Raw genomic sequence first — 18,920 nt, 5'->3', positions numbered from 1 at the left:
GCTTATTGCTGCTCAACTCCGCTTGGGGGCGCGGGGAATTTCTATGGATCAAGCTCAACTCAATTGGATTACTGACTTCATCTGGAATATTGCCGACGATGTTTTGCGCGACGTTTATGTGCGCAGCAAGTACCGCGATGTGATTTTGCCGATGACGGTGTTGCGCCGTCTGGACGCCGTGCTGGAACCCACCAAAGCAGCCGTGCTTGAAATGAAAGCCGCGCTCGACCGCGCCCAGATTGACAATCGGGACGCGGCGTTGCGTTCGGCTGCGGGGCAGGCGTTCTATAACACTTCGCCATTTTTGCTGCGCGACTTGAAAGCACGGGCGACGCAACAAAAGCTCAAGGATGATTTCATCGCCTACCTTGATGGATTCTCGCCCAACGTCGAAGACATCCTGAAAAACTTCAAGTTCCGCAACCAGATCGAAACGCTCGCCGAAGCAGATGCTATCGGTGTGCTGATCGAAAAGCTGCTCGACAAAGACATCAATCTCAGCCCTTACGCGACCGACAAATTACCCGGACTCGACAATCATTCGATGGGGACGATGTTTGAAGAATTGGTGCGCCGCTTCAATGCCGAAAACAACGAAGAGGCGGGCGAACACTGGACGCCGCGCGATGCTGTGCGGCTGATGGCGAACCTGATGTTTTTGCCGGTAGCCGACAAAATCGAATCGGGCACGTATTTGCTTTACGACTGTGCATGCGGCACGGGCGGCATGCTCACCGTCGCCGAAGAAACGCTCAAGAAAATCGCGGCTGACCACCGCAAGGAAGTTGAAACTCATCTTTACGGGCAGGAAATCAACGCGGAGACTTATGCGATTTGCAAAGCCGATTTGTTGCTCAAAGGCGATGGCGATGCCGCCGACAACATCGTCGGGGGCGCGGCCTTTTCGACGCTCTCGAACGATGCCTTTCGCTCGCGTGAATTCGATTTCATGCTGGCGAATCCGCCTTATGGCAAAAGCTGGTCGAGCGATCTTGAACGCATGGGCGGCAAGGCAGGACTCAGAGACCCGCGCTTTTTGATCAACCACGGCGGCGACAGCGAATACTCGCTGGTCACACGTTCGAGCGACGGGCAGTTGCTCTTTCTGGTGAACATGCTCAGCAAGATGAAACACGACACGCCGCTAGGGAGCCGCATTGCCGAAGTCCACAACGGTTCGTCACTTTTCACAGGCGATGCCGGGCAGGGCGAAAGCAACATCCGCCGCTGGATCATCGAAAACGACTGGCTCGAAACCATTGTCGCGCTGCCGCTGAATATGTTTTACAACACAGGCATTGCGACGTATGTCTGGGTGCTGACCAATCGCAAGCCCGCCCATCGTCAGGGCCAGGTGCAATTGATTGACGCGACGCAATGGTTCAAGCCGCTGCGCAAAAACATGGGCAAGAAAAATTGCGAACTGGCCGCCGCAGACATTCAGCGCATTTGCGACACCTTTCTCACCTTTGCCGAAACCGAGCAATCCAAAATCTTTCCCAACGCTGCGTTCGGTTATTGGAAAGTCAGAGTCGAACGCCCGCTGCGGTTGCACAGCCAGTTGAGCCGCAAAGCCATCGAGGCTTTGCGCTTTGCTTCCGGCGACGAAGACATTCGCGCTGAGCTTTATGAACAACTGGGCGAGCCGCTGTTTGCCAACCCGGCTGCCGTGCGCAAAGAACTGGAAACGCTCGTCAACGATTGGGGCAAGGGCGAAGCGGAAGAGGAAGGCGACGAAGGCGGCGGCAGGAAAGCACTGCCCGATGCCAAAAAGAAAAAGCTCTTGAATGAAGCCACATGGCGGCGCGATGCCGCGCTGGTTGAGACGGCGAACCAGTTGCGGCACGAACTCGGCGACGGTTTATTCGAAGACCACAACGTCTTTCGTGAACAGGTCGAAGCCGCGCTCAAAAAGCGCAACCTCAAACCGAGCGCCGCCGATTTGAAGATCATTTACAACGCGGTGAGCTGGCGTGATGAAAGTGCGTCGCCCGTCATCAGGAAATTGCACAAGCCCGGCAAAGCCGAAGCCGATGCGTTGCACGGGCTTTATGAAACCGCAGTCGCGGGCAAAACTTGCGTAGTCGAATACGAACCCGACAGCGAATTGCGCGACCACGAACAGGTTCCGCTGCTGGAAGAGGGTGGCATTACAGCCTTCATTCAACGCGAAGTGTTGCCTTACACGCCCGATGCGTGGATTGACGAAGCGGCGACCAAAATCGGCTACGAAATTTCCTTCACGCGACACTTTTACAAACCGCCCGCCTTGCGCACGCTCGCCGAAATCGGCGCTGATATTCTGGCGTTAGAGAAAGAAACCGAAGGGTTGCTGAGCGAAATCACGAAAGGGGCTGCCCAATGAGCAGAAAAAAAGCCATTGCCAGCATTGGTGGCATCAGGGCTGTTGCGCCCGTCAGCCCTGAAAATCTGTTGACTGAGTTGAGAGAGTTGATTCTCAGCACGCGCGCGCAAGTCGCACAGGCTGTAAATGCCGGATTGACCGTGCTGTATTGGCAAATCGGCGACCGCATCCGGCGCGAAATTTTACAGGAGAAACGGGCCGAATATGGAGCCGAGATTGTCTCCGCACTGGGGAGACAATTGGGGACTGAATTCGGACGCGGCTTTTCAGAAAAATCTTTGCGCCACATGCTCCGCTTTGCCGAAGCGTTCCCCGACTTCGCAATTGTCTCAGCACTGCTGAGACAATTGTCGTGGACGCATTTCAAAGCCCTGATCTATCTTGATGACCCGCTCAAACGTGATTTTTACGCCGAGATGTGCCGCCTCGAACGCTGGAGTACGCGCACGTTGCAGGAACGCATTCAATCTATGCTGTTTGAGCGCACCGCCATTTCAAAGAAGCCGGAAAAACTGATCGAACAGGAACTCAAGGCTTTGCGCGAAGAGGATGCGCTGACGCCTGATCTGGTCTTCCGCGATCCTTACTTCCTTGATTTTCTGGGCTTGCAAGACACGTACAGCGAGCAGGATTTAGAAGCCGCCATCCTGCGCGAGATCGAAAGTTTTCTGCTTGAACTCGGTAGCGGGTTCACCTTTGTCGCCCGGCAATATCGCATCACCCTGGATGGCGATGATTACTATCTGGACTTGCTCTTTTATCATCGGCGCTTGCGGCGGCTGGTCGTGATTGAATTAAAGCTCGGCGCGTTCAAGCCCGCCGATAAAGGCCAGGTCGAACTTTACCTGCGCTGGCTGGATCGGCACGAACGACAGCCGGGCGAAGACAAACCCCTCGCCCTGATTCTGTGCGCAGGCAAAAAGCGCGAAACGGTGGAATACCTTGACCTCGGTACCAGCGGCATTCACGTCGCCGAATATCTGACCGAATTGCCATCGCGTGAATTGCTGGCGCAACGACTGCACGATGCCGTCCTCCGCGCTCGGCTTCGGCTGGCTCAGGCCAATGCTGAAGCCATCCCGCCACCTGCTGATCTGCGCAGAAAACGGAAGCCGAAAGGAGGTGCGCAATGATCGAAGGACTCAAACCGTATGCGGAATACAAAGAGTCGGGTTCTCGCTGGCTTGGCGATGTTCCAGCGCATTGGACAGTTCGTAATCTGCGCACGCTGATTGCTCATCGTAATGAACGCAATCGTCCAGACCTGCCGCTGCTTTCGGTAGCAAGAGAGAAAGGCGTTTTCGTGCGTTCGCTCACGGGCGAAGATGACAACCACAATGTCATCCCTGAAGACTTAACCAATTACAAAGTTGCACGGGCTGGCAATCTGGTCATCAACAAGATGAAAGCGTGGCAAGGCTCAATGGGCATTGCGCCTTGTGACGGTATCGTCAGTCCGGCTTATTTCGTTTTTGATTTTCGCATTACCAATCACGCGTTCGGGCAAAAACTTCTTCGCAGCAAACCGTATGTCGCTCACTTCGGGCAAGCATCCGATGGTGTGCGTGTTGGGCAGTGGGACTTGTCAATTCCGGGTATGCGGCAAATTCCTATCCTCGTTCCTGATGAAGACGAACAAGCCGCCATCGTGCGGTTTCTCGACCACGCGAACCGGAAGGTTGACAGCTTCATCCGCGCCAAGCGGAAGCTGATCGCGCTCTTGAACGAACAGAAACAAGCCATCATCCACCGCGCCGTCACGCGCGGCCTCAATCCTGAGGTGACGCTCAAGCCCTCCGGCATCCCGTGGCTCGGCGACATTCCGGCGCATTGGGAAATAGTCAGGAATTTAGGATTGTTTTCACACCGCGTAGAGCAAGGCATTTCCGGCCTGCCGATCCTTCAAGTCTCGCTCAATTCAGGAATAACGGAGGAAGGACTAGACCAGTTTGGACGGCCTAAAAGATTCATTGCTGACCACACGAAATACAAGCTAGTTCGCAAAGGCGACCTTTCATATAACACAATGCGAATGTGGCAAGGCGCAGTTGGCGTAGCCCCAACAGATGGTCTTGTGAGTCCAGCTTATGTTGTTATCAAGCCGAGAGATGATACCCAGCCGCAGTTTTACGAGTTCGTGTTTAGGACAAGACTCTACAAACAGCAGGTCAATCGGTATTCAACCGGAATTGTCTCGGATCGAAATCGTCTGTATTGGGAAAGCTTCAAACAAATGCCGAATCTCAATCTGCCTTTTGAAGAGCAAAGCCAGATTGTGGAATTCATTGAAGGAGAAACTTCCTCAATCAAAACCGCCATCGCCCGCACCGAACGCGAAATCGCCCTGATGCAGGAATACCGCACGCGCCTGACCGCCGACATCGTGACGGGCAAGCTGGACGTGCGCGTGGCAGCGGCGAAGCTGCCACAAACGGAAGACGAACCAATCCCCGCCGATCTGGATGACGATTTGTTGGAGGAAGCCGAAGCCGAGAACACGGCGGAAGATTCTTTGCCCCAACGGGGCAGCGGCAAATAGCCCAGGGTGAAGCCCTGGGAAAAGCGAACAATCATCCCTAAGCCCTGAAAGGGCGACAGCGCAACGGCTGGCTGACGCCCTTTCAGGGCTTGTCGAAACATTGCGCTGCTACCCAGGGCTTCACCCTGGGCTAGATGCTTACGCCCTTTCAGGGCTGGTTGAAACATTTTGCTGCTACCCAGGGCTTCACCCTGGGCTAGATGCTTACGCCCTTTCAGGGCTGGTCGAAACATTGCGCTGCTACCCAGGGCTTCACCCTGGGCTAGATGCTTACGCCCTTTCAGGGCTGGTCGAAACATTTTGCTGCTACCCAGGGCTTCACCCTGGGCTAGATGCCGTCGCCCCGCTGGGGCTGAAAACATGTGTGGATACCGTATGGATTGAAATCCATGCCGAAATTCAACCTTCGCTACGCGATGCAAAGCACTGAACCGGAGTCACCTTCATGAGCAACCGTCCTGCCATTCCCAAACAGATTCAAGATGACCTGATGTTCGAGTGCCGCTATCGGTGCGCCTGCGATTGCGAACCGGTTTCGCTGGAAAGAGCGCACATCATCCCGTGGCGCGAGACACAGGATCACAGCTTCGAGAATCTGGTGGTGCTGTGCGCCAACTGCCACACACGCGCCGACCATGAGAAATGGCCGGAAGCGCATTTTCGCCGCTTCAAACAACAACCCTGCGCGCTGGAACGCGACCTCTTGCCGCCCGTGTCAGGCGAACAAAAAGCGCTGATTGACCTGATCGCCGCCAAACAACCCGAAGCCATGACCGAACGCGAGCGTGCGCGGTTAGTGCGCATGATTGCCGCGTATGTGGATGTCAACGTAACAGCCGTTACTGTGGTGTCAGTGACGCAAACCAATAGCTCACTCATCAGAATCGAACTGCCACGCAATGCCGCCGAACGCCTCGTGCTCGGCTATCAAGCCGAAGACCCGCGCCTGGCTTCCTTCCTTGATGAGTTCGCCCAATCAGAGGCTTTAGTGCGCGTTGGCGAAACTGCGCCGGTTCACTTTGGCACGGCAGGCGGCATCAAGCTTATCGAGACTGCGCGCCCAAGTTCGACTGAAAAACCACCCGTCACCAACACCAAAGAAGCAGGGCTGGAAACGCTGATCTTTGACGCGCTGACCAGCTTTGGCTGGATTGCGGGCAGGAACACCGATTACGACCGCGAATATGCTGTTGACTTGCCGCAACTGGCGGCGTTTCTGGCGGCGACACAAGAACAAACCGCGGCGGCGCTTCAGCTTGAAACAGACGGCCCGGAGCGGCGCAAGTTTCTCGCGCATCTGCAAGGCGAGATCACGCGGCGCGGCACGATTGACGTGATGCGCAAGGGCATCAAATACGGCAAGTTCTCGATTGATCTGTTTTACGGCACGCCTTCGCCAGAGAACCTGAAAGCCGTCGCGCGTCACGCCGCCAATCGTTTCAGCGTTACGCGCCAATTGCATTACAGCCGCGAACAATCACAACGCGCGCTCGATCTGGCGCTGTTTATCAACGGCCTGCCGATAGCTACGTTTGAGCTAAAGAACAGCCTGACCAAACAAACCGCCGATGACGCCGTCGAGCAATACAAACGCGACCGCGACCCGCGCGAGACGCTGTTTTTGTTCGGGCGCTGCGTGGTGCATTTCGCGCTGGATGACCACGAAGTGCAGATGTGTCCTGAATTGAAAGGCACGAAAGGCATGGCGAAAGATTCGTGGTTTCTGCCCTTCAACCAAGGCTGGAACCACGGCGCGGGCAATCCGCCGAACCCTTACGGCATCAAGACCGATTACCTGTGGCGGCGCATCCTCACGCCCGGCGGACTGACAGACATTCTGGAAAATTACGCGCAAGTTGTGGAGGTCAAAAACGAAAAGACCGGCAAGAAAAAGCGCGTGCAGATTTTTCCGCGCTATCACCAGCTTGACGTGGTGCGCAAGCTGCTGGCCGATGCGGCGTGGTACGGCGCGGGCAAGCGTTACCTGATTCAGCATTCGGCAGGCAGCGGCAAATCGAATTCCATCGCGTGGCTGGCGCATCAATTGATCGGCTTGCGCAAAGACGGCAAAGAGGCCTTCGATTCGATCATCGTCATCACCGACCGCCGCGTGCTGGACAAACAAATCCGCGAAACGATAAAGGGCTTTGCGCAAGTGTCGTCCATCATCGGCGCAGTCAAAGAAGGCGACGGCCAATCGAAAACGCAGCAACTCACGAACTTTCTGAGACAGGGCAAGAAGATCATTATTTCGACGGTGCAAACTTTTCCTTACGTGCTTGACCGCATCGGTGAAGACCATCGCGGCAAGAATTTCGCCATCATTATTGACGAAGCACATTCCAGTCAGGGCGGACGCACCGCCGCCGCAATGAGTATGGCGTTGTCAGAAAGCGGCGCGGAAGCCGAAGAAGAAACTACTGAAGACAAAATCAACCGCATCATCGAATCGCGCAAGCTGGTGCCGAACGCCAGCTATTTCGCGTTCACCGCGACGCCCAAGAACAAGACATTGGAAATTTTCGGCATTCCGTACCGCGTCGGCGATGAGATGAAACATCGGCCTTTCCATAGTTACACGATGAAACAGGCGATTCAGGAAGGCTTTATTCTGGATGTGCTGAAAAACTACACGCCGGTTGATAGCTATTACCGCCTCGCCAAAACCATCGAAGGCGACCCGCTCTTTGACGTGAAAAAGGCGCGCAAGAAATTGCGCCGCTACGTTGAATCGCACAACAAGGCCATCCGCGAAAAAGCCGAAATCATGGTTGACCATTTTCTGGAACAGGTCATCGGCCAGAACAAGATCGGCGGTCAGGCGCGCGCGATGGTCGTGACCGGCAGCATTCAACGCGCGATTCAGTATTATTTTGCGTTCCGCAGCTACCTCGAAGAAATCAAGAGTCCTTACAAAGCCATCGTGGCTTTTTCCGGCGAGCCGGAATACGAAGGCGAAAAGGTGAGCGAGGCTTCGCTCAACGGCTTCCCCAGCCGCGAGATTGAAGACCGCATCCAGGAAGACCCCTATCGTTTTCTGATTTGCGCCGAGAAATTCCAGACCGGTTATGACGAACCGTTGTTGCATACGATGTACGTGGACAAAGCGTTGTCAGGCATCAAAGCCGTGCAAACGCTCTCGCGGCTGAATCGTGCGCATCCGAAAAAGCACGATGTTTTCGTGCTCGACTTTCAGAACAACACCGAGACCATCGAGCAGGCGTTTGCTGATTATTACCGCACGACGGTGCTCAGCGCGGAAACCGATCCGAACAAGCTGCATACGCTCAAGGCCGAACTGGATGGTTATCAGGTCTATGCGCCAGCGCAAATCGAATCCCTGGTTGATTTGTATTTGAACGGTGCAGACCGCGATAAGCTCGACCCGATACTTGATGCCTGCGTAGCGGTTTATGTGAACGAGTTGGATGAAGATGGGCAGGTTGATTTCAAAGGCAAGGCGAAGGCCTTCGCGCGCACTTATGACTTTCTCGCGACGATCTTGCCGTATGGTGTGCAGGGCTGGGAGAGGCTTTCGATTTTCCTGAATTTCCTGATTTCCAAGCTGCCTGCGCCGAAAGAAGAAGACCTGGCCAAAGGCATTCTGGAAGCGATTGACATGGACAGTTACCGCGCCGAAAAAAAAGCAACGATGGCGATTCTCATGCCTGATTCGGACGGTGAAATTGAACCCGTACCAACTTCCGGCGGCGGGCGCAAAGCAGAACCTGAACTGGACAACCTCTCCAACATCATCAAATCCTTCAACGACCAGTTCGGCGGCTTGTTTGCTGACTCAAAGCGGATGGAGCAACGCATCACCGAGGAAATCCCGACGAAGGTCTCGGCAGACAAGGCTTATCAGAACGCGAAGCAAAACTCCGACAAGCAGAACGCCCGCATCGAACACGACAAAGCGCTCCAGCGCGTCATCACCGCACTCTTCAAAGACGATGCACAACTCTTCAAACAGTTTCAGGATAACGATTCTTTCCGGCGCTGGCTGACGGATACCGTCTTTGGGATGACTTACCAAGACTAACTCCGTTCATCGCACCACTCGTCCGGCAACCGGGCACGGCACCGGGGGAACGGTGACAGACGGGATAACCCATCGGCCAAACCGGCAACCAGCCTACAAAATGAAAGCTGAGGTTCGAGCAAGAGTAACAAAAAGGGGCGGGCTAAGCGCTTAGCCCCCTTTGTCGGGACACCTCTGCCCCCTACGCTGGTGCAAGTTTTTCACTGCGGCGGGTTCAGAGAGTGACTTGCAAGGCAGGCGCGGGTTGCGCAAACGCTAGATTGTTTGGGGAAAGGCCAACTTGCCGTGCCACGGCGGGCAGCGTACAATCCGCCGTTCCTGCGGGACATTTCAAACGCGCTAAAGCACTAAACGTTTTATGTATCTGAAGTTTTTGGTACCGGTCATCTTGCTGTTCGGCTGTGCGCTCGGCGCGTGCCGTTCGCAAAGCTCGGCGTTCAGCGCGGCGGAGAATGCTAACGACGGCTCGCCGGTGATCATTGAAATCAATGGCTTTGAAGAGCATCGCTCTGCCTTTGAACGCTTTGTTAAAGCGCGGCTGTCCGATTTCGCCACGCAGGCCGGACAGACACAGGCCGAACAGGATCAGTTGCGCAGCCGGTTGTTCGATGAATTCGTGCGGCGGCAATTGGTCGTGCGCGAGGCGTTGAAAAAGAACATCGTCCCGACCGAGGACGAGATTCGCAAAGCGGTCGAAGATCAGCACAAACAAACCAGTGGCGAAGGCTCTGATCAAAATCAAAACACCCTGGAAGGCACCGAACGCCGCGCCGAAATGCTGAATGATCTGCTGACGCTGAAGTTTTATACCAGCGAAGTGCTAAAAGACGTGGACGTCACGGCGCAGGAAATCGAGGCGTATTACAACCAGAACCGCGCCAAGTACCAACAGCAGAACGGCTTTTATGTGCGCGAGATTCGCGTGCCCGAAGAAGCCGACGCGCGGCGCTTGCACCAGCAGGCCGTCGCCAAACCGAACGATTTCAATGTGCTCGCCAAAGAGAATTCCAAATCGCCGACGGCGATTAACGGCGGGCTGATGTATTACGAAACCCAACAATTGCCGCCCGTGCTGGAACAGGCGATTACGCCGCTCAAAGCGGGCGAGATCAGCCACGTGGTCAAATCGAATCACGGCTATCACATTTTCAAACTGGAAAAGCGCGCCGAACCGCTGACCCTGGAACAGGTGAAAGAGGACATCAAAAAAGAACTGACGCGCAGCAAGAATCAGACGCTGATTGACCAGTTCAACGAACGCGCGCTGACGGCGGCGCGGCTCAAGATTTATCATGACCGCCTAGGCTTTACCTATTCAGGCAGCCTCAAGGCGGGCGCTTAGATTAACGTGGGGGTAGACCTGCGTGTCTGCCCTAGCGGAATTGGACGTCTTCGATTCCGCACAATGCCACCGGGGCAAACAGGCAGGTCTGCCCCTACGTGCAGTGGAGGAAGTTATGAAACTCAAAATTGCCCTCACCGTTTTTATGCTCGCCCTGGCCGCACCCGTGTTTGCGCAGGAAGGCGAAGCCAAGTTGATTGACGAAGTGATCGCGCGCGTTAATTCCTCGCCGATCATGCGTTCGGCCTTTGAAAGCGCGCAGCGCGAAGTGCTCGACCAAATGAAAAGTCAGGGCCTGAAACCGGAAGAGTTGGAAAAGAAACTGGCCGAGTGGAAACCGCGCATCCTCGATCAATTGATTGACACGCAATTGCTGGTGCAACGCGCCAGCGATCTTTCGATCAATGTTGATCCCCAAGTCAACGAACAGTTGTTGCGGATCATGAAAGAAAACAACATCCAATCGCTCGAAGACCTCGAACAGAAAATGCGCGAGGTCGGCGTGGACATCAACGAAGTCAAAGCCAATCTGCGTTCCAATTTCGCGCGTCAGGCGGTGCTGAACCGCGAGGTTTACGGCAAAATCTTTTTCGGCCTGACCGAGAAAGACAAACGCGACTTTTACGAAAAGAACAAGCAGGCGTTTGCCACGCCCGGCGAAGTCACGCTGAGTCACATCTTCATTGCCGTCGGCAAGGACGCCGACGCGGCGCTCAAGCGCGCCCAAGAGGCCCAAACGCAAGCCAGCACGGCGGCGGATTTCGGAGCGCTGGCCCAGCGCCTCTCCGAAGACGCCCCCACGGCGGCCAAGAAAGGCGCGATTGGCACGCTCAAACTCAGCGAACTAGCACCGGAAGTTCGCGAAGCCGTCGAAAAGCTGAAAGAGGGCGAAGTCAGCGCCCCAGTCAAGATTGGGAACGGCTACAGCATCTTTCGCGTGAACGCGCGCAAGGAAGCCGTCGCACGTCCCTTTGAAGACCGCGAAGTGCAGGAAGCCGTTGGGCAAAATCTGACCGGCGAACGTAGTGAAAAACAGATTGACACTTATCTGGCCAAACTGCGCAACGATGCCTTCATCGAGATTGATCCGCGTTATCAATTCACTGACAGCAAAGTCAAATCAGCCTCGATCAAACACACGCCCTATGCCGACGACAGCGAAAAGAAGAAGCAGAAGAAAGACAAGAAGGACAAGGATAAGAAGGACGCTGCCGCCACCGCGAAAGCTAACAACACTGAAAAGTAGTCAGGAGCAGTAGTCAGTAGTCAGTAGCCAGTAGTCAGTAGAAATTTCTACTGACTACTGGCTACTGACTACTGACTACTCGTAATGAATGCAAAAAATCTTCATCAGCGAATTCACCCCCAACCAGACCATTAGCACCACCTTTCTGGTCAAAACCAAAGAACTGCGCAGCAAAAAGACCGGCGGCCAATTTGCCCTGATCACGCTGACCGACCGCACGGGCGACATCGTCGGACAGTGGTGGGACAATTTCGAAGACGCGATTGACACCTTTGACCGTGACGATTTTGTGTTTGCGCGCGGGCTGGTCAATACCTACCGCAATCAGTTGCAGCTCTCGTTGCATCGCGTGCGCAAGTGCGGCGATCACGAGATTGATCCGGCGCACTACTTCCCCACCACCAAATACGATGTGGACGAAATGTTCACGGAGTTGATGGGCATCGTCCGCGCATTCCGGAATCCGCACCTGAAACAACTGCTCGAAAACATCTTTGCCGATGAGGCGACGGTGCGGAAATTCAAACGCGCCCCGGCGGCCAAGACGATGCACCATCCCTATCTGGGCGGCTTGCTGGAACACACGTTGTCGTTGCTGAAACTGGCACACAAGGTGGGCGGGCATTACGCGGGCATTGATCTGGATTTGCTGCAAACCGGCGCGGTGCTGCACGATTTCGGCAAGATTGACGAACTGAGTTATGAGCGCGGCTTCGGTTACACCAACGAAGGCCAGATGATCGGCCATCTGACGATGGAAACGATCATGGTGCACGACCACATTCGCAACATCCCCGACTTCCCCGACGAATTGCGCCGCCATCTGTTGCACCTGTTGCTCTCGCATCACGGCAAGCTGGAATACGGCTCGCCCAAGTTGCCGCTCACGCCCGAAGCGTTGATGCTGTCGTACCTGGACGACCTCGATTCCAAAGTCGAAGCCATGCAACGGCTCATCAGCGAACCGCACGCACACGGTGACTGGACGCGGATGACGGCCATGTTCGAGCGTCCGATTTACCGCGTGCGCACTCTCGAAACGCCGCCACCCGAACCGCCCACGCCGCAACCGGAACCTCAACTGGAGCAAGCCCAAGCCGCCACAGCCACTAACGCGGGCGGCCAACCGCCGCGCAAATCGCCGGTGCGTGCCGATAGCTTCAACACGCCGTTTGAGCATCTGGCGGAAATGTTCAAGGAATAAGAACTGTAAGGCCAGAAACTTTGCCACAGAGGCACAAAACCGGAGAAATGGTTTCGACCTGCGCAAGTACAACTAATGGAAGCCTGTGCTTATTTGACTGGCGGAGCCTTTGGAGTGCGGCGGCTCGACGCCGCTTTGGTATGGCCTCTCGGCATTAGACAAAACCGCTAGCCAAAGACACTGTGGCTGTCCGTCGCCTTGATTGCTTTTCGCGCTGAAGGATATACCAAAGCGGCGTCGAGCCGCCGCACTCCAAAGGCTCCGCCGGCCAGTTGCACAGAATGAAGTGGTGCGCTGCCTTCAGCAAGCCGCGTGGCAAGGGGCGCAATGACGCCAAGGGGGATGCCTGACGTCCTCAATTCACGGGTATTGAAACCTAGCCTGCCCCGAAGTCCGCGCACCACAACCCTATAAGACCGCCACCTGCCGCAGACTGAGATGCCGCCGCAAGGTGACCAGCCGATGTTGTTGTTCCGGAGTAAAAACCTGATAGATGGCTGCGGCGGTGTGCGACAGCAGGCGGGCGAGTTCCACTTCGAGCCGCCCGCGCCGGGTGGCCAAATCATACATCACGCGATCACCCAAGCTGGCGTCTTCGCTTAAAGCATAGATTTGCTGGCCAAGCTGATGCAATTGTTCCAACAGGGGTTGCGCGGCCTTGCCGCCTCTGCGATGCAGCGCTTTGATGCGGCACCATTGATTGATGTCGAGTTGTAATTCCTGCCGCAGCCGCTTGGCATAATTTGCCAGCGGTTCACTCGCCAGCGGTTTACTCGCATGATTTCCACCGTTCATCGTGCACCTCCGTCCAGGCTGCGTTTCAGACCTAGTTGACCAAGCCGGTCAACGTGTTCATCACATAGAGCAAGGCAAAGACGCCCAACCAGCACAACATTTTCAGATCCCGATCCATACACCGACCTCCCTTTGTTTTGGTTATCCCGACCGCTTCCCATCAACCGCCGCGACGCGCTGTCTGGCGGTGTCATTGGGCAGGCGGCCAACGAGTGAAAGATAAGGGACGGGTGTAAACCTTTTATTTGGGCGCAACGGAAATTTGTTAAGGGATGGTAAAGATCGCTGCCTTCGGCCAGCAAAGCGATTACACTAGGCGCGAAGTCGAGTCACACACCCAACGACTTCGACATTGGCAGTTGAATAGCCGTCGAGTGGCCAGCGAAGAGAGGGATGGATGGGTGCGTGTGATGGAAGCTGACAATTACCCCAAAACCAAATTATTGATCGTGGACGATGACCAGAAGCTCTGCCGCCTGGTCAGGGATTATCTTGCCCCGCTCGGTTATGAAGTCGAGAGCGCTCACACCGGGCCTGAGGGGTTGGAAAAAGCGCGCACGGGCGACTATCAAGCCGTCATCCTCGATTGCATGCTGCCGGGCATGGACGGCTTTGAGGTCTTGCGCCAGTTGCGGCGTGATTCCACTGTGCCGGTCTTGATGCTGACCGCGCTGGGCGACGAAGCTGATCGCATCGTCGGGCTGGAAATCGGCGCGGATGATTACCTGCCCAAAACGTTCTCGACCCGCGAATTGCTGGCGCGCTTGCGCGCCGTGACGCGCCGCGCCCAAATCACCAGCCAACAAGCCGCGCTCGAAGCTGAAGAACTTAGCATCCAGGAATTGTCTGTCAATCTGGCGGCACGCCGCGCGGCCATACGCGGCCAGACGCTGGTGCTAACTCCGGTCGAATTCGATTTGCTGGCCTGTCTGGCGCGTGCGGCGGATCGTGTGCTGAGCCGCGATCATTTGCTGGATGAAATCAGCGGACGCGATTACGAAGTCTTTGACCGCTCGATTGACGTGCACATCTCTTCGTTGCGGCGCAAGCTCGGCGACGATCCCAAAAATCCCAGCTATATCAAAACCGTGCGTTCGGCGGGTTACATGCTGTTGCGCACGGCGGAAGAGTGAGAGCGCCCCATGCGTCGTTTGCAGTTCAACCTGTTCACCAAAATTCTGCTCTGGTCTTTCCTGAACCTGCTGGTGCTGGGCACGGGGCTGTTGATCTTTATCAACCTGCAATACCGGCTCAGCCCTCTGGCGATCTTTCAGGGCGAAGGAAATGAGCGCCTGGAAGGAATGTTGCGCCTGCTGGGTCCCGAAGTGAACGACAAGCCGCACGCGGAACGCGATGCAGTACTGAAGCGCTTCAGCGACGCCTATCAGGCCGAGTTCCTGCTGGTGGCCAATACCGGCGAACAATTGGGCGGCCCGGCAATGGCGCTGCCCGCCGACTTGCTGGCTGACTTGAAATTAGGGCCACCGCGCCAACCGCCAGGGCCTAAACCCAATATCCATGATGAAAAGCAAGGCCCACCTGTCCGGCTGCGGTTTATGCACAAGACCGCCAATCCAACGCGGTATTGGTTCGGCTTGGCCTTGGGGCTGGCCGAGTTGGACAAAACCGAAATGACCCGCGCCACCCTGGTGGTCGTGTCCGATTCGCGCTCGGCCCACGGGTTGTTTTTCAGCGCCAAACCCTGGCTGCTGATGGCGGCCTGTGTGGCGGCGCTTTCGATTCTGCTCTGGCTGCCGTTCGTGCGCCGCCTCACGCGCGCCGTCGCCCAACTGACGACGGCCACCGAACAGATTGCCGATGAACACTTCGACGTGCGCGTCAACGAGCGGCGCACGGATGAATTGGGACGGCTGGGCAAGGCCATCAATCATCTGGCCGTGCGGTTGAGCGGCTTTGTGCAGGGGCAGAAACGCTTTCTCGGCGACGTCTCGCACGAACTCAATTCGCCGCTGGCCCGCATGCAATTCGCGCTGAGCATCCTCGAACAACGCGCCACCCCAGACCAGTGCGCTTACATCGCTGACGTGCAGGAAGAAGTCGAACTGATGTCGCGCCTCGTTAGCGAATTGCTGGCCTTTTCCAAAGCGGGGATGCGCGGCCCAGCGATCAAACTGGAACCCGTCCGCCTGCGCCCGCTGATCGCTGGCGTGATCGAACGCGAAGCCAACCAAGAACTGCCCATCAACGTCGAGGTAGACGCCGCCCTCAACGTTACCGCGCAACCTGAATTGCTGGCGCGCGCCGTGAGCAACCTGTTGCGCAACGCCCTACGTTATGCCGGAACCTCCGGCCCCATCACAGTGGCTGCCACACAACACGACAACCGCGTCAACCTCAGTGTCAGAGATTGCGGCCCCGGCGTGCCCGCTGAGGCGTTGCATAAAATCTTCGATCCGTTTTACCGCCTCGAAGCCGACCGCGCCCGCGTCACCGGCGGCGCGGGTCTGGGCCTCGCCATCGTCAAAAGCTGCGTCGAAACCTGTCAAGGCAGCGTCGCCGCGCACAACCTGCAACCCGTTGGATTTGAGGTCGCCATCAGCTTGAAGGCCGCCTAGTTGAGTTTTCACTTTGGTGTACGGAAAAATCGCGGCGCGAGGCGGTACCGCGCGCGTGAGCAAGCGGAGACTACGCCGCTGCACCAGTCCGTCTACTCAATGCGCCGCTTGCTCACGCGCGCGGTACCGCCTCGGCGCGACACGCCACGCCATACATCCAATTGCAAGTCGCGCTAATCACTTCCATCCGCATTGTTCATTTCCTCGTGCCACGTGTATACACAAGCCATGAGCTTCCCCGTCCGCTTCCATCTCGGCCCGCTCGTCCTTCACGCGCATTGGCTGCTTGAAAGCCTAGCCTATTCCATTGGCTATTTCCTTTACCGGTGGCAACGCAAACGCCACGGCGATGTCGTTAATTTCGAGCACCGCATGTGGGTCGTCGCCGCCGCCAGCGTGGGCGCGGCGCTCGGCAGCAAAGTGCTCAACTGGTTCGCCGACCCGCATCTGTTTTTGCGCAACTGGCACAACCCTTATTTTTTGATGAGCGGCAAAACCGTCGTGGGCGGCCTGATCGGCGGACTGTTCGCTGTCGAATGGGCCAAGCAACGGTTGGGCATCACGGCGCGCACAGGCGATCTGTTTGCGTTGCCCTTGTGCGCGGGGATCGCCATCGGGCGCATCGGCTGTTTTCTTTCCGGCTTGGAAGACGACACCTATGGCCTGGCGACCGCGTTGCCGTGTGGCGTGGATTTCGGCGACGGCCTGCGGCGGCATCCCACACAGCTTTATGAAATCGTCTGGCTGGCGCTGCTGGCGTTCTGGATTTATCGAATGTCACGGCGGGCGTATCGCAACGGGGATTTGTTCAAGACGTTTATGGTGGGCTATTTCGTCTTCCGGCTGGCCGTGGATTTCATTAAGCCGGGCGGAACGATTGGCGGACTGACAGGGATTCAATGGGCGTGCTTGGGGATGTTAGTTTATTATGCGCGCGTTCAGTTCCTCAGCACCAAACAACAGGAGGCCATTGATGAGCGACAGAGAAATTTCACCAGTAGAACGCAAAGCGGCTAAGACTAAAAATTTGCTGGGTTTCTTTTTGGCCTTGTTTTGGATTTTTTTGCTCCCTGTGCTTTTCGACTATCTGCCACTCTCAGTTAAAGAGATCGTCACTAATGAGCACTGGCAAATGCTCTGTATCGGCGTGCTGCTCATAGTTTTTGGAATATTTATGACCCATGTCAGAGGGGCAATGCCTGGATCCACGAGTCGTGGTCCAGTACCACTCCGAATGCGATTGATCCTGATCTTTTTTGGGGTATTTATGATCGTGCTGGCTGTGGCTCGGTTGCTCCATCAATAGGCTGTTCACGATGAGGGTTAATTGAAAACTTTGCTTTGCATCCCAGATAGATCACAATCTCAAGGCGCTAAACAAACGCAGTAAGACTATGACTGACCGCATCCGCCCTTATCTCTACTACGACGTAGCCATCTCGATCTGCTCGACCTGTTATCGCAAGGTCGAAGGCAAGATCGTGTTTGAGGATGGCAACGTCCTGCTGCTCAAACGCTGCCCGACACACGGCGCGGAGCGGGTGCTCGTCGCCGATGACATCGAGTATTACCGCCGCTGCCGTGAGGTTTTCATCAAGCCGCCCGAAATGCCGCTGCGTTACAACACGCCGGTCAAATGGGGCTGTCCGTATGATTGCGGGCTGTGCAGCGATCACGAACAGCATTCGTGCCTGACGCTGATCGAGATTTGCGATTACTGCAATCTGACGTGCCCGATCTGTTACGCCGAGAGCGGCCCGGCGCGGCAACAGTTCCGCTCGCTCGCCCAAATCGAAGCCATGCTCGACGCCGTCGTGCGCAACGAGGGCGAACCGGATGTGGTGCAAATTTCGGGCGGCGAACCGACGCTGCACCCGGACTTTTTCAAAGTGCTCGAACTCGCCAAGGCGCGCCCGATTCGCCACCTGATGGTCAACACCAACGGCATCCGCATCGCCCAGGACGAAGCCTTTGCCGCTCAGTTAGCCGAGTTCATGCCCGACTTTGAAATCTACCTGCAATTCGACTCGTTCAAGGCCGCAGCCTTGCAGGAATTGCGTGGGGCCGACCTGCGGCGCATCCGCGCACAGGCGCTTGAACGGCTGAACCAGCTGGGCATCTCGACGACGCTGGTCGTGACGTTGAAAAAAGGCCTGAACGATGACGAGGTCGGCCAGATCATTGATTTCGCACTGCAACAGCCTTGCGTGCGCGGCGTGACGCTGCAACCGATTCAAGCCGCCGGGCGCACTGAGAATTACGACCCAGCCCGCGACCGCCTGACGCTGACCGAAGTGCGGCGGCGCATCCTGGAACAGACAACAGTTTTTAGACCGGAAGACATCATCCCCGTGCCGTGTCACCCCGATGCATTGGCGATGGCGTATGCAATCAAGCTGGGCGATCAAGTCGTGCCGCTCACCGGCTTGATTGATCCGCAAGTGCTGATCGAAGGGCGGCGCAACACGATCATTTACGAACAGGACGACGACGTGCGCGCGGCGATCTTCAAATTGTTTGCTACGAATCATTCGCCGCAATCGAGCGCGGCGAGCTTGCGCGACTTGCTCTGTTGTTTGCCAATGGCGGTGGCACCGGATGGCTTGGGCTATCAGAATCTGTTCCGCGTGATCATTATGCAGTTCATTGACGCCTATGATTTCGACGTGCGCTCGGTCAAGAAAAGTTGCGTGCACATCGTGCATCCCGACGGACGGCTGATTCCCTTCGACACGTACAATCTGTTTTACCGGGATGGATTGGAAGAAACGCGACTGGCGGGGTTGCGCAAGCTTGCTGAAGGAGTTTGAG

The 18,920-nt window shown here is 56.2% G+C and carries 13 protein-coding genes; 12 read left to right on the top strand and 1 reads right to left on the bottom strand.

The features are described 5' to 3' along the window. Positions 1–43 precede the first annotated feature (43 nt). The 7 genes from HY011_15120 (at position 44) to HY011_15090 (ending at position 12,738) form a co-directional block, all read left to right on the top strand. The gene (locus HY011_15120) at positions 44–2,365 is read left to right on the top strand and encodes an N-6 DNA methylase (GenBank protein MBI3424261.1); all 2,322 of its coding nucleotides are present in this window, start codon (positions 44–46) and stop codon (positions 2,363–2,365) included. Beyond that, complete coding sequence (locus HY011_15115; protein MBI3424260.1) at positions 2,362–3,498, top strand: DUF1016 domain-containing protein; 1,137 nt, start codon at positions 2,362–2,364, stop codon at positions 3,496–3,498. The genes HY011_15120 and HY011_15115 overlap by 4 nt, the downstream gene beginning before the upstream one ends. 290 nt (positions 3,499–3,788) lie before the next feature. Continuing rightward, positions 3,789–4,904, top strand: coding sequence for a restriction endonuclease subunit S (locus HY011_15110; protein MBI3424259.1), 1,116 nt, complete (start codon positions 3,789–3,791; stop codon positions 4,902–4,904). Between the two features lie 445 nt (positions 4,905–5,349). After that, positions 5,350–8,946 (top strand): DEAD/DEAH box helicase family protein, encoded by a 3,597-nt coding sequence (locus tag HY011_15105; GenBank protein MBI3424258.1) that lies wholly within the window; start codon positions 5,350–5,352, stop codon positions 8,944–8,946. 358 nt (positions 8,947–9,304) lie between these two features. After that, positions 9,305–10,288 carry a peptidyl-prolyl cis-trans isomerase gene (locus HY011_15100; protein MBI3424257.1) on the top strand — a complete coding sequence of 328 codons (984 nt, stop codon included), beginning with the start codon at positions 9,305–9,307 and terminating at the stop codon, positions 10,286–10,288. A gap of 115 nt (positions 10,289–10,403) precedes the next feature. Beyond that, complete coding sequence (locus HY011_15095) at positions 10,404–11,534, top strand: peptidyl-prolyl cis-trans isomerase (GenBank protein MBI3424256.1); 1,131 nt, start codon at positions 10,404–10,406, stop codon at positions 11,532–11,534. An 88-nt stretch (positions 11,535–11,622) separates the two neighbouring features. Beyond that, positions 11,623–12,738: an HD domain-containing protein gene (locus HY011_15090; GenBank protein MBI3424255.1), complete on the top strand. Its 1,116-nt coding sequence runs from the start codon at positions 11,623–11,625 to the stop codon at positions 12,736–12,738. 408 nt (positions 12,739–13,146) lie between these two features. On the opposite strand, the gene HY011_15085 is transcribed toward HY011_15090, so the two are convergent. Beyond that, entirely contained in the window at positions 13,147–13,533 is a 387-nt protein-coding gene (locus tag HY011_15085) for a hypothetical protein (protein ID MBI3424254.1), read from the bottom strand. A gap of 410 nt (positions 13,534–13,943) precedes the next feature. Here HY011_15085 and HY011_15080 point away from each other — a divergent pair, with 410 nt between their 5' ends. From HY011_15080 to HY011_15060, 5 genes are all read left to right on the top strand, one after another. Then, positions 13,944–14,666: a response regulator transcription factor gene (locus HY011_15080; protein ID MBI3424253.1), complete on the top strand. Its 723-nt coding sequence runs from the start codon at positions 13,944–13,946 to the stop codon at positions 14,664–14,666. Between the two features lie 9 nt (positions 14,667–14,675). Then, positions 14,676–16,109, top strand: a complete 1,434-nt coding sequence (locus HY011_15075; protein ID MBI3424252.1) for a HAMP domain-containing histidine kinase — start codon at positions 14,676–14,678, stop codon at positions 16,107–16,109. A 228-nt stretch (positions 16,110–16,337) separates the two neighbouring features. After that, positions 16,338–17,126, top strand: coding sequence for a prolipoprotein diacylglyceryl transferase (locus HY011_15070; protein MBI3424251.1), 789 nt, complete (start codon positions 16,338–16,340; stop codon positions 17,124–17,126). After that, entirely contained in the window at positions 17,083–17,415 is a 333-nt protein-coding gene (locus tag HY011_15065; protein MBI3424250.1) for a hypothetical protein, read from the top strand. The genes HY011_15070 and HY011_15065 overlap by 44 nt, the downstream gene beginning before the upstream one ends. A gap of 88 nt (positions 17,416–17,503) precedes the next feature. Next, complete coding sequence (locus HY011_15060) at positions 17,504–18,919, top strand: radical SAM protein (protein ID MBI3424249.1); 1,416 nt, start codon at positions 17,504–17,506, stop codon at positions 18,917–18,919. Position 18,920 lies beyond the last annotated feature (1 nt).

This window comes from Acidobacteriota bacterium, from assembly GCA_016196035.1.
Taxonomy (GTDB): Bacteria; Acidobacteriota; Blastocatellia; order RBC074; family RBC074; genus JACPYM01.
This window is presented reverse-complemented; position numbering and strand designations above follow the sequence as displayed.